At 57.2% G+C, this 12,219-nt stretch carries 9 protein-coding genes; 1 reads left to right on the forward strand and 8 read right to left on the reverse strand.

The features are described 5' to 3' along the window. Positions 1 to 40: 40 nt before the first annotated feature. From K1558_RS13100 to K1558_RS13125, 6 genes are read right to left on the reverse strand one after another with little or no spacing between them, the layout of a single operon-like run. Positions 41 to 805: an energy-coupling factor transporter transmembrane component T family protein gene (locus K1558_RS13100; protein ID WP_238652024.1), complete on the reverse strand. Its 765-nt coding sequence runs from the start codon at positions 803 to 805 to the stop codon at positions 41 to 43. Continuing rightward, positions 802 to 1,647: an ATP-binding cassette domain-containing protein gene (locus tag K1558_RS13105; protein WP_238652025.1), complete on the reverse strand. Its 846-nt coding sequence runs from the start codon at positions 1,645 to 1,647 to the stop codon at positions 802 to 804. The genes K1558_RS13100 and K1558_RS13105 overlap by 4 nt, the downstream gene beginning before the upstream one ends. After that, positions 1,632 to 2,432 (reverse strand): ATP-binding cassette domain-containing protein, encoded by an 801-nt coding sequence (locus K1558_RS13110; protein WP_238652026.1) that lies wholly within the window; start codon positions 2,430 to 2,432, stop codon positions 1,632 to 1,634. Before K1558_RS13110 ends, K1558_RS13105 begins: the two co-directional genes overlap by 16 nt. Positions 2,433 to 2,477: 45 nt before the next feature. After that, positions 2,478 to 3,635 carry a thiolase family protein gene (locus K1558_RS13115; protein ID WP_238652027.1) on the reverse strand — a complete coding sequence of 386 codons (1,158 nt, stop codon included), beginning with the start codon at positions 3,633 to 3,635 and terminating at the stop codon, positions 2,478 to 2,480. Next, on the reverse strand, positions 3,632 to 5,125 hold the full coding sequence (locus K1558_RS13120; protein WP_238652028.1) for a class I adenylate-forming enzyme family protein: 1,494 nt from the start codon (positions 5,123 to 5,125) through the stop codon (positions 3,632 to 3,634). The genes K1558_RS13115 and K1558_RS13120 overlap by 4 nt, the downstream gene beginning before the upstream one ends. A gap of 6 nt (positions 5,126 to 5,131) precedes the next feature. Further along, complete coding sequence (locus K1558_RS13125) at positions 5,132 to 5,683, reverse strand: biotin transporter BioY (RefSeq protein ID WP_238652029.1); 552 nt, start codon at positions 5,681 to 5,683, stop codon at positions 5,132 to 5,134. A 238-nt stretch (positions 5,684 to 5,921) separates the two neighbouring features. On the opposite strand from K1558_RS13125, the gene K1558_RS13130 reads away from it, so the two are divergent. Then, positions 5,922 to 6,899 (forward strand): biotin--[acetyl-CoA-carboxylase] ligase, encoded by a 978-nt coding sequence (locus K1558_RS13130; RefSeq protein ID WP_238652030.1) that lies wholly within the window; start codon positions 5,922 to 5,924, stop codon positions 6,897 to 6,899. A gap of 101 nt (positions 6,900 to 7,000) precedes the next feature. On the opposite strand, the gene K1558_RS13135 is transcribed toward K1558_RS13130, so the two are convergent. Both K1558_RS13135 and K1558_RS13140 read right to left on the reverse strand, forming a co-directional pair. Further along, a complete protein-coding gene (locus K1558_RS13135; RefSeq protein WP_238652031.1) occupies positions 7,001 to 8,713 on the reverse strand; it encodes a glycoside hydrolase family protein in 1,713 nt (570 codons plus the stop codon). A 19-nt stretch (positions 8,714 to 8,732) separates the two neighbouring features. Further along, positions 8,733 to 11,852: a family 43 glycosylhydrolase gene (locus K1558_RS13140; protein WP_238652032.1), complete on the reverse strand. Its 3,120-nt coding sequence runs from the start codon at positions 11,850 to 11,852 to the stop codon at positions 8,733 to 8,735. Between the last annotated feature and the right edge of the window lie 367 nt (positions 11,853 to 12,219).

The raw sequence follows: 12,219 nt of genomic DNA on the forward strand, positions 1-12,219 counted from the left end.
CGTATCCCTTCTCTCTATTCGTGTTCTCTTCCCGTCCATCTTACCACGGCCGCCAGCCTGACAGAATCAGCAGCGTATACACAAGCATGATACCCCCGGCCGCAGCATCTATACGTGAAAAGTGCAGCACTCTGAACGAGGTCCGGCCCCGCCCGTTCCCGTAAGCTCTGGCTTCAATAGTCATCGCGAGCTGCTCCGCCCGGCCGATCGTGGTCGCCAGCAGCGGGATGACTAACCGCAGGCAGGCTTGAACCCGCTGGCGGCCTCGGAGAGAGCGGATCTCTAGCCCTCTGGCCTTCTGCGCCATAAGAATGCGGTCCAGCTCCTGGCTGATCGTCGGAATGAAGCGGACCGCCAGCATAACCATCAGGGCGAAGGCTTCCACGGGAATCCCCAGACGGATAAGCGGCTTGCATAGTACTTCCAGGCCTTTGGCCAGATCCAACGGCTTCGTCGTTCGTGTCAGGACCAGGGCAATGGAGACCGGCAGCAGAATCCGCCAGAGGTTGAAGACTTCCGTTAGGATGCCGTCCTGGCTCCGGTTGAACAGAAGATGATAGAGTAACGGCAGCAGCAGGAACAAGAGCACCGGGCGTAAGCCTCTAAGATACAAGCGCAGCGGGAGGCGGGATAACCGCATGGAGCCGGCCGCAAGCACGGTAGCTGCCACATATCCGGCGGGTGCTCTAAGCTGCATACAGCACAGGGTAAATACAACGACGCATAACAGCTTCGTCCGCGGATCAAGCCGGTGAATGACGGAAGCTGAATGGACGTACTGCCCCCAAGTGGCCGCAGTGTTCATGCCAGCTTGCCTTTGCCGTGCCAGACTGCCCTGACCCGTTCCATAATATCAGCTTCCCGGCAGCTTGCCGGCTCCAGACTCTGCCCGGATAACCTCTCGACAAGTCTTAAGAGCTGTACCGGCTCCGGCAGCGGCAGACCTGCCTGCTCCGGATGCTTCAGGAATAACTCGTTAACCTCATAATGGCCCAAGATGTTCCCTTCATTCAATAGAATGACCTCATCCGAATATTCGGCTACGTCCTCCAGCTGATGGGAGATGAACAGCACCGTCCGCCCGTTCTCCTTCTGCCAGCTTCGGAGCCGGGAGAGCAGCTTTCTTCTGCTTGCAGGATCAAGCCCTGCCGCCGGCTCATCCAGAATCAGCAGCTCGGGGTCCGCAATCAGCACCGAAGCAATTGCCACACGCCGCTTCAGTCCCCCGCTGAGCTGGAACGGATTCTGCGGAAGAAGCTCTGCGGGTATCCCCACCTTCTCCATAACCGCCTGAATAGCTTGGTCCACGCTTGTTCTGGATGCCCCCAGCATAGTGAGCGCGAAACCCAGCTCCTGCTCCACCGTCGCCGCAAACAGCTGCTGCTCCGGATACTGAAAAACATAGCCGATCTGCGGAACCGCCTTCAGCCGTCCCTTGCGGTCTCTTGGCATAGGCTGTCCATTCTGCCTGTACTCGCCGCTATAGAACGGAACCAGCCCTTTGACCACCTTGGCCAACGTTGACTTCCCGGCGCCGGTCCGGCCGATCAGCGAGATCCACTTCCCCTCCTGCAGATGGCAGCTAGCGGAATGCAGAATATCCCGGCCGTCCAGCCTTACACTTATATCCGTTAACGCATAGCCCATAGTTGTTCGATCGTCTCCTTCCAGTCCGCGCTTACAGGCACTTCAAGTCCAAGAGCTTGATACAATCTGGCGGCAAAAGGAAGCTCCAGCGGCTGCCCGGCGATAGTGTCACTACTGAATAAGCTCGCAGGCGGCCCGTCGTAGGCCATTTCCCCGCGGCTTAGCAGCAGAACGCGGTCAGCGGCCAGCACTTCATCCATATGATGAGTGATGTGGATGATCGTCAGGCCTTGCCCGTGCAGGCCGTGCAGAAGCTGAAGCAGCTCCTGTCTGCCTTGCGGGTCGAGCATGGAGGTCGCTTCATCCAGGATCAGAAACTCAGGCTGCATAGCGATAACTGCGGCCACAGCGACCCGCTGCTTCTGTCCGCCGGATAGCTGGTGCGGCGCAGAGTCCGCGTAGGACTCCATCAGCACGGACCGCAGCGCAGCGTCTGCACGGCGGCTCATCTCTGCTCTTGGCACCCGCAGATTCTCCAGCCCGAACACCACTTCATCCAGCACCGACGCCGTAATGAACTGATCGTCCGGGTTCTGGAAGACAAGTCCAATACGCTCACGGATCCTCACAAGATCATCACGGTTCAGGGTATTAAGCGACCCTAGTCTTACCTCTCCCGCCCTGGGCTGCAGCAGCCCGTTCATTAGCTTGGCGGCTGTGGATTTACCGCTGCCGTTCGCCCCAATGACGGCAACGAATTCGCCGGGTTGAATCCCGAAGCTAAGCTGACGGAGCACGGGCTCCCCCTGCCGGTAATCATAATCAACCCGGTCAAAAACCAGCATCGGCGTTGCCCCTTCCTGTTCTTTCCTTCATGATCACAATCCAGCTCAATTGCGCTGTATCCCCTCTACAAGTACAGCCAGCCCCATTCCGCCGCCGATGCCAAGGGTGGCCAGCCCTCTGCGGTAAGGGTGGTACAGCATCTCCGCGTATAAACGCGTCATCAGAATAGCGCCGGAGGCTCCATAAGGATGGCCCAGCGCAAGTGTGCCTCCGCCAAGGTTGACCTTATCCGGCGGAAGCTCAAGCTCTTGCAGTGAAGCCAATACCTGTGAGGCAAAGGCTTCATTGAATTCGACAATATCCAACTCACTGACGTGAAGCCGCTGACGCTGCAGCAGCCTCCGAACCGCCGGGACCGGCCCCATGCCCGGATAATGCGGATCAACTCCAGAGGCTTGCGAGTCAATGAAGCGGAGAACCGGGGTCAGGTTCAGCCGGTCGCATATATCACGGGACATCATAAGCACAAGTGCTGCGCCATCGTTAAGGGGACAAGCATTGCCGGCCGTGACCGTTCCCCCTTCCACAAAAGCAGGCTTCAGCCTGCTCAGCTTCAATAGGCTTGTGTCCGTTCTCGGGCATTCATCATCCGTAACAATGAAGCCGTCCACCGCTATGGGCATAAGCTCTGCTGCGAATCGGCCTGTGCGCTGGGCTTCCACGGCCTTCATATGGCTCTTCAGCGCATAGCGGTCCTGCATCTCCCGGGAAATACCGTATTTCTCTGCCGTGTACTCAGCAGCCAGTCCCATATCAGGGTCGCCAAACGCCGCAGGTATGAACGCTGCGCGGGTATACAGCTTAGGCGTACCGCTGGCCGTCTCCGGCCTGAGCATCCGCCAGGGGGCCCGGCTGGTGCTCTCGACCCCGCCTGCGAGGAAGATTTCACCTGCCCCGCTCTGGATCAGGCGCGCAGCCATAATAATGGCTTCAAGCCCTGAGCCGCACTGCCTGTCGACGGTAACGCCGGGAACTGTCTCGGGGAGTCCGGCTTCAAGCACCGACTTGCGGGCAATATTCCCGCCGGGTCCGACTACATTGCCAATGATGACATCGTCAATCCATTCGGGAGGCAGACGGGCCTCATGGACCAGGCTCTGAATCAGCGGAGCCAGCAGCTGCTCCGGTTCCAGCGTACGGAGCTGCCCGCCGATTCTGCCGACCGGTGTCCGCTTGGCCAGGACTACAACTGCCTCCTTCATGTCATCCCCTCCAGCGCCCGGTTCTTCATGAGCTGGCGGGCGATTTTGCCGGAGCCGGTGTAGCTGAATTCCTCCACACTGATCAGCCTCTTCGGCAGCTTATAGCTTGCCAGATAAGGCTGGCAATAGCTGCGGATGTCCTCCAGTGCAAGCCGCTGCGCGCCGCTCCACGCAATGAGCGCTGTGACCTGTTCTCCCCAGCGCTCATCCGGGAGTCCGCAGACCATCACCTCCCCGATCGCCGGGTGGCGGAGCAGCACGGCCTCCACTTCCTCAGGGAACACCTTCAGCCCCCCGCTCTTGATCATGCTGCCTGCGCGTCCGGCCAGACGCAGCTGCCCCTCATGGTCCAGAACGACATAATCTCCTGTCCGCAGCCATCCGTCCCGGAAAACTTGCTCCGTCTCGTCCGGCAGGCCGTAATATCCGGCGAACATCATACCGCTGCGCACATACAGCTCGCCAACGGTTCCCGGCGGCACCTCGCGGAACTGTCCGTCCCGGCTGGACAGCTCTACCCCGCTGAACGGCCGGCCCAGCGAGTCCGGCGGCTCCGCCCCGGTCAGCTCCTGATAACTGATGTAGCTGGCTTCAGATGAGCCGTAATACTCATAGAGCTTCGCTCCCCTGAACCTGTCGCGGCATTCCTGCACAGAAGCCGCAGGCCATTTGCCGCCAGAGCTGATTATGGCCTGCATGGTTGCCGCAGCTGCTGTCCTATCGGCATGATTCAGCAGGGCACCGGCCATGGCAGGCACCACGAACAGAATCATCTCCGGATGGCAGGAGCAGAGCTCAAGTACCCGCGCAGCGTCGAATGCCGCGAGAAGATGGAAGGTGGCCAGACTGTATAGCGATTGCAACAGAGCGAACAGCGACAGGGAGTGGACAAATGGCCCGGGTGCAAGCACATGCTGCATCTGATGCAGGCCGAAGGCCTGCTCCGTTGCGGCGAAGCTTGTTAGCCACGATTGATGGGTACGCATATAGCCCTTGGGTGCCCCGGTCGTTCCTGATGTGTATCCGATGAACAGCAGTTCAGGGTTCTTCTCTGCTTCAGCCTCCGTCCCGAAGCCGGACAACCAATTCCTGTAGCTCCCGGTAGTGTGGCCGTTGTCAAAGACTAACCGGACCAATCCGCAGAAGCTGCTGCCCGTGAGCATCGCAGCATGTTGTTCTTCACTCACGATCAGCCCGGGTTCGCATTGCCGGATCACCTGCTCCAGCACCGTCTGGGGCCAGTTCGGGTCCAGCAGCACGGGTGCACATCCGGCGTAGACAGCGCCAAGCAGAAACTCGGCGAATTCTATCCGGTTGCCGCTTAAAATAGCGATGGGCTGCTTCGTATGCCCGCCATGGCGCAAGCTGCCCGCCACCTGGCGGACACGCTCCGCAAGCTCTGCGTATGTAAGCTCTTCCTGCCCGTCCGATATTGCGATGCGATGTGGAACCTGCTGTGCACGCTCCACAATAAGCTCTGCCAGATTCATCGCTGCTTATCCCCTTCTCTTGTCTTCAAGCGGACTGAGCGGCCTAAGCTGCATCGTGATTACAGCGGCAAGCAGTGCCTTGATGAGATCTCCGGGCAGAAAAGCCGCGGAACCGGCAAGCCCGGTCCAGACCGGAGTATGCATAATCCATGCCATGCTGGTTGCGCCGATCAGATTCACCAGCAGGACGCCGAAGATCAGATTGACGGTGAACAGCTTCCAGGTCCGTACCTTCAGCCAGAGGGCTTCCGCATACCAGCCAATCAATCCGGCTGCGAGCGGCCAGCTTAACAGATAGCCCGCAGTCGGTCCGGCGAGAACCGCCAGCCCTCCGCGTCCGCCGGGCAGTACCGGCAGGCCAATTGCAATCAGGATCAGGAAAATGACCAGACTAAGTGCCCCTATCCGCCAGCCGAGGAAACAGCCGGCAAGCATGACACCTAGCGTCTGTGCGGTGACCGGAACGGGGATAAAGCCGAGGGATACAGGCGGAATCAGGGCAAGCACAGCAATCAGTGCGGCAAAAAGGGCCGCGTAAACTAGCTCTTTGGTTCTCAAGTGAATTAACCTCCATGAAATAAAATATGTGCACGGGCAGCCTTCTGGTGACGGGGGCTGACCGACAAGCTGAATTATAAGCGAGGCCCGGGCTATTGTAAACCTATTATTTATTTTGGTTTACAATTAATCCGGGTGCACAGTTTACACAACCTTGATTTCTCTAATGCCTCCTAAGCATGTTAATATACTTAAGAGAGATAGGATCGGAAAGTGATACTTCTGGAGGGTAACAGGCATGACAGTCAAAGAACATATTCTCGCCCTGCTGGACAGCCGCAAGGGTGAATATCTGTCGGGCGAGGACATCGCCGGACAATTATCCGTAACACGCAGCGCAGTCTGGAAGGCCATCAAATCGCTGCAGACCGAGGGCTACTCCATACAGGCCGTCACTAATAAGGGATATTCGCTGTCTGCTCAGACGGATATTTTGTCCGCCGCAGCGGTGTCCAAATACCTGGATGCCAAGGGGCAGAAGCTGCGCCTTGAAGTGTTCAAGACCGTAGCTTCAACCAATGAGCTGGTGAAGGCGCGGGCCTCCGGCGGCGAAGCGGAAGGCACCGTCATTCTGGCGGAGGAGCAGACGGCCGGGCGGGGCCGGAAAGGCCGGCCCTTCTTTTCCCCTGCGGGAACGGGCATCTATATGAGCATTCTCCTGCGGCCCAAGCTGTCGGCGGCGGATGCTACACTGCTGACCACTTCAGCGGCCGTTGCGGTCGCTCTCGCTATTGAGAGTGTGTCGGGCCTTAGCACACAGATCAAATGGGTCAATGATGTCTTCATGAACGGCAAAAAGGTATGCGGCATTCTCACCGAAGCTTCCCTGTCCCTGGAGAATGAGTGGCTGGATTATGCGGTGCTCGGAATCGGGATCAATGTGGCGCTGCCCTCCGGCGGTTTTCCCGGCGGATTGTCTCAGGTAGCAACTTCTGTGTACGAGGAAGGCAAGCCTCCGGCTGATCTGCGCAACCGGCTGGCTGCCGAGGTGCTGAACCGCTTCTTAGGTTATTATGAGCAGCTCAAGGATCGTCTGTTCCTGCCCGACTACCGGCAGCGGATGATGTCCCTGGGCCAGACGGTTATGGTCATTAAGGAGCACCAGCAGCAGGAAGCCACCGCTGTCGATATCGACAATGACTGCCGTCTGAAGGTCCGCTATCCGAATGGCGGGGAGGAGTATCTCTCCAGCGGCGAAGTCCACATTCTGGTTTAATGTGCCAACACAACACCACCCGCATACAACAGACCGCACCCCGCAAGCAACGCCTGCGGGGTGCGGTTTTTCAATTACGGCTTATTGCTTCGGTACTGAAATCACTTACGCCCCTGCGCTTGCTGGGTGGGTCCGTAATTAGCCGCTCCTGTGAATTGGACATCTTCCGGCGCGGGATACACTTTCGGGATGCGCAAATCCCGCTGATACAGCCGCAAGTGCTCTCCCCGGGGACTGATATCCACGACATCACTGCCTCTCCAGGATACCTGATATTCCCCGCCGCGCACCGTCTCCTTCACCACCACTGTCTCCAGCGGATGTGTAAGCTCAACCGTATCCCCTGCTCCTACACTGCGGATCACCAGCAGATTGCCTTCCCGGGCGGCTGTGCAGGGGGCTCCATTAAGCCTCATACTGATGTGCGCCCCCATCCAGTCATAGACCCGTACCGCAACATCGCACGGCTGTTTGGCTGTAATGGACAGATAGCCCTGATCGGGATAATTCATAGTAACCACAGCCTCGTCCGTCTCCTTATCCACCGGCATATTGACGAATACCGTTCCGTCATCGAACTCCACCGCCCGGTTCCAGACGATCTCCAGCGCTACCGGAGCCATGCCGACGCAGCAGCCCGCAATGGAGCGGAACTTGGACAACGAGATCGAATTGACGAGCGAGCCTCCGGTGAAGCCGCCGATCATCCTGCGGTCAATGTCCCTGTAGGTGATCCCCTCCCCGTCCGGGCGGGTGTTGTCTGTCACAACATAGGAGGCCACCCTGATCTGATTCTCCACCAGCTGGTTCCGCGCGAACCGCGTCAGATCCTCCCAATACTCTTCGTACCCGGCCAGAATCAGCTCATTCGCACATTCGATCATGTCCTTGATACAGCAGGTCTCGCAATGCTCCTCATGCGGCGGATGCCACTGGGCATATTCCGGCACCCAGCCGAAGGAGGAGGACAGGCTGCGGATATAATCATAGATCCCTTTGCCTGCGGTAATATACCGCTCCTTGCCTGTTACCCGGCCCAGCCGCACCAGCCCGGAAGCTACCCAGCCTGCCGAATGGACATGGCCGAAGAATTCCATCCTGTAATTGAAATAACGGGAAGGTCCAAGCAGGTGGTTGGCGATACCCGTTGCCAGATCAAGCGCTGCCTCATCTCCGGCGATTTCATATCTGCGCACCAGGGAATGCAGGACAATCGCATTGCGGATCGCCTGCTCCCCCCGCCCGGTATGCCTCGACAGATCGAAGCCGCCGTCCTTCAGATACACATCATTGGGGAATTCGTACAGCGGCTCCTGCTCCTCATAATCCCCCGACCAGAATGTCCGCACCTTCCGCTCAATCACCAGCGAGCGCATTCCCCTTACCAATCCTGCTGCTCTGCGCTCTGCCTCTTCATCCGCGGGATCATTCTCCAGCATCCGGTTCAGCGCGGGAAGAATATAACCCATCTCGTGAAAAGAGCTATGATTCGTATGCGTCCACGGATACGGCTCATGAAAGCGCAGGCCGTGCTCCCCCCAGGATTTCATCAGATGCCGGTACAAGGATTGCTGCACCGCAGCGCCTTCCTCTGTCTTCAGCATTTTGCGCACTGCGTCTATCGCCTCATACCAGGAGCCGACCAGCTCCGCATCGTCCACCCGGCAGTGAGCCGCCTCGGCAGGCTTCTTATGCGGCAGTACAAGCCAATAGGGCAGATTGTCTTCCTGCTCATCCACCATGGAGGTCAGATACCCCAGAACGAGCTTGGCATTGTGTAGCGGTGTGAACTTTTCGTAAGTTTGACTTGACATGTTGGCTATCCCTCCGCTGCTATTCGGTCACCCTAACCTTGAAATCGTCGAAGTCGATGGACGCATTCGCATAGCCGTCAACACCGAACAGCTGACCGGTCAGGGAGTTACCTCCGGTATGGCGGAAGGCGAAATCTGTAGCAGCCGGAGCAGTTTCATTGTTGATATAGACGCTGTACGTCTTGGCATCCCAGTTGGCGACCATTTTGATGGCATACCAGGTGTTAAGCGAGAAATCTCTCACCTTGACCTTGTTGGAGCCGCCGTTTTGAACCAGAATCTTACCCGAATCAAACGCTGTAACCATCGAATAGTTGCTTGTACCGCTATCATTTCTTACCATGGCACCGTTGGCATACTGGAAGTTACTGTTTAACCGGACACGGTACTCGATGACAATACGCTGATTCCCCGCAGCACTAACCTCCCCAAGATAAGGCAGGAACAGGTTGGCTTTCCCAGATACATTAGTTGTAGTCAGCCGCAGGAATTTGTTGCCGCCTTCCTCACGGACCACAGCCGTAGCGCCATTCGTCAGATCCTGGGTAGTAATGCCATAGGGATATTTGCCTGCTGTATCGCCGGAGAAATCCCGGTAGGCCTTATAGGTTATACCGTTCTGCGTGGTATTCAGTGAATTCAGCAGAGCGGTCTCCGCCTCTTCGAGTGCAGTCAGCGCTGCATTGAATTGCGCCTGCGTCAGCTCCGCATTGCCGGCCAGCACCTCCGCCTGATCCACGGCGGCAACGAAATCAGCATACTTGGCTGCGCTATAATTGCCTGCACCGCTTCCAAGCGGATAGGAGTTATTAGCCAGCTTGCTGCGAAGCTGATTTACGATCTCATCCAGGCCATAACCCGGCACAACCTCAACAGAAATTGTGGAAGCGAACTCCTGGCTGCCTATCTTGAGGATCACAGGAATCTGAACCGTGCCGATAGTGCTGAAGTCCAGTCCATCCCGTTCCCCGCTGACGACCTGGGCCTGCTGCGGCTGGTTCTGATAGACGGCATCCACAACGTCCGGAAGTGCGGGAACTACGCCTGAAGGCGTCTTCAGTGTTGTAGTGACCTGAACGGCATCTGAGGCGGCAATGACCGTTATACTGTAGGTGGCTTGCTTGCCCCCGGACGAAGCCGTAATTAGAGCGGTACCCGGTTGAAGAGCGTTTACCGTATGAGTTGCCGGGTCAATGGCAGCCACTCCTGGATTGCTGCTGGTGTACTGCGCACTCCCGGTTACATCCTGAACCTCATAATTGTTGTAAAGTGCTGTTGCCCGCAGCGGTGAGCTGGTCTGGCCGCTGATCAGCACAGGCTCCGGCCCGGTGAGTGCCAGGGATTGTACCGTTTTAGAGTCAGCCTTGACGTTAACGGCAGCGGTAGCGGTTTTGCCGTTATAGGTGGCGGTAATGGTTGCACTTCCTGCTCCAGTGGCCTTCACCACATTCCCGGATTGAATAACCGCCACATTCGTGTTGGACGAGCTCAGAACGACGCCTGCTGTGACCGCAGAATAGGTTGTCCCTGTTACGCTATAGAGCGGCAGGCTGCGGGCTTCATTCAGCCCGAGCGTATATCCGGGAGCCCCGAACAGCAGCTCAGAGGTATTCAGCCGGGATAGATCCAGGCTGTCGATGTCGGCCAGATTGTTCCCCTTGAAGAAGCGGAGAACGTTGTCTCCCTGCTGAAGATAGATTTTCGACGTGGAGGCTCCCCAGCGGTTCGCGCCGGAATAGACGATATTCATCGATGCTCCGGGACCGCCGTTGACCGATAAGATATGCGTGGCTTCCCCCGCATTCGCTGAGCCGTTGCTGTTGCGCACGGACAGCGTATAGAAGCCCGCCTCCGGTACGTTGACATTGAACTGGGCGTGGTCGTAGGTGTTCGCAAGATTGGTAATCTTCATCCCGCCCGAGGCAGAAGGTTCATGCCGGACCGCCGGAGATGAAGTGCCAGCCGGATCCTGCACGAGCAGAGCTTGTTCGGCTTCATAACGAATCCGGGCCGGCTCGCCTGACGGGATTGTGATCGGACTGTTCGGATTAACGGGCTCTCCCAGATTCGGCGTGTTGTCTGCGTTCCAGGAGAACTTCTGCGCGCGGACATTACGCGTCCAGCCTGAGCCCGGCCAGCGGGCGGAATGGTAGATGATCCAGTCCTCGGTGCCGTCCGGTGAGGTCACGATGCTGTGATGGCCCGGGCCGTAGACGCCATTCGCGCTGGAGAACAGCGGCTGATTACGCTTGGTCCAGGAAGCGGGATTCATCAGATCGGCGCTGGTGCTGGCCGTAATCAAGCCGAGACTATAACTGTCTGTCCAGCTTCCGTTGGCGGAGTAGACCAGATTGATCTTGTTCCCTTTGATCGTAATCTGCGGGCCTTCATTAATCTTGCCGGGGGAAGTCTCCCAGTCATACTCCGGTGTGGACAGGAGCACGCGCTGCGAGCTGATCGTCCACGGATTGCTCATTCTGGCGATGTACAGATTCTGAAAGCTTCCGTCCGTCTCTTCCCAGCCGGACCAGATGAAGTAGTGCTGGTTACCGATCGTCAGCACAGTGCCGTCAATGGCCCAGCGGTCCGTGGCATCGGTAATCTTGCCTTTGAAGGTCCAGCTTCCGCTCATCGGGTCGGCACTGGCATTCTCCAGCACATACATGCGGTGGTTGGCATTGGTTCCGTTATCGGCTGCGAAGTAGATATACCATTTGTACTGGCCATCCGTATCCTTGAGATAATGCATCTCCGGCGCCCATACATTGGAGCTGTACATGGTTCCCGGGACGGGCGACCAGGCCAGACTCCGCTCGCCGGCTTCAATCCCGGTGATCGTCTTCGACCTGCGGACCATCACTCCGCTGGGATTGACAAAGGTATTGTAATAATAACCGTCCGTGTGCTTGTATACCCAGGGATCGGCCCCGGTCTGCATGATGACATTGTAGAAATCCGTCACATTTGTTCCTCCTTGTGCAGCCACTACCGGATCCGTCGTAGCCGGCCCCGATTCCTCTGCCGCAGCGCTCCCTCCCCACTGAGGCAGCATGAGCAGGATCGCGAGGCTTAGCAACAGTGCTTTAACGCTTGTTCTGGACCACTTCTGTTCTTTCCGGGCAAAATTAACCGCTTTCATTTTTTCATCTCCTTCTCGTAGGAATGATGACTCGGTCTAGCGTCCTCATAATACCTTCCGCGCCGGATTAAAAAAATGGACGATCTTAAAATGTTTTTGTAACCGTTTTAGTTGTAAATACTGCCAGTATGATCGCGAGCGCAGGCCCAGGCCCGGAAATAAATAATTGGATACCTGGTAAACAAACAATTGGTTACTTGGAAAACAAATAATTGGATAAACGTAGCTTAATTTCTCGACTTCTGATCATTGCGGGGAAACAAGTGGAAAAAGAGCAACTGTTGCTCAAGGATTCGGGTACTTTAAGTAAATAGCGCTTGAATAAGTGTCGTTTATCCAACTGCTGCGCCCAGGCGGGCCGTATCTC

Origin of the sequence: Paenibacillus piscarius (assembly GCF_022234545.1) — a bacterium.
GTDB lineage: Bacteria > Bacillota > Bacilli > Paenibacillales > Paenibacillaceae > Paenibacillus_AQ > Paenibacillus_AQ piscarius.

What these genes read in the sequence shown, in the direction of transcription:
- K1558_RS13130 (WP_238652030.1), top strand. Translation starts at nt 5,922, where the DNA reads ATGACAGTCAAAGAACATATTCTCGCCCTGCTGGACAGCCGCAAGGGT.
- K1558_RS13135 (WP_238652031.1), bottom strand. Translation starts at nt 8,713, where the DNA reads ATGTCAAGTCAAACTTACGAAAAGTTCACACCGCTACACAATGCCAAG.
- K1558_RS13100 (WP_238652024.1), bottom strand. Translation starts at nt 805, where the DNA reads ATGAACACTGCGGCCACTTGGGGGCAGTACGTCCATTCAGCTTCCGTC.
- K1558_RS13110 (WP_238652026.1), bottom strand. Translation starts at nt 2,432, where the DNA reads ATGCTGGTTTTTGACCGGGTTGATTATGATTACCGGCAGGGGGAGCCC.
- K1558_RS13120 (WP_238652028.1), bottom strand. Translation starts at nt 5,125, where the DNA reads ATGAATCTGGCAGAGCTTATTGTGGAGCGTGCACAGCAGGTTCCACAT.
- K1558_RS13140 (WP_238652032.1), bottom strand. Translation starts at nt 11,852, where the DNA reads ATGAAAGCGGTTAATTTTGCCCGGAAAGAACAGAAGTGGTCCAGAACA.
- K1558_RS13115 (WP_238652027.1), bottom strand. Translation starts at nt 3,635, where the DNA reads ATGAAGGAGGCAGTTGTAGTCCTGGCCAAGCGGACACCGGTCGGCAGA.
- K1558_RS13105 (WP_238652025.1), bottom strand. Translation starts at nt 1,647, where the DNA reads ATGGGCTATGCGTTAACGGATATAAGTGTAAGGCTGGACGGCCGGGAT.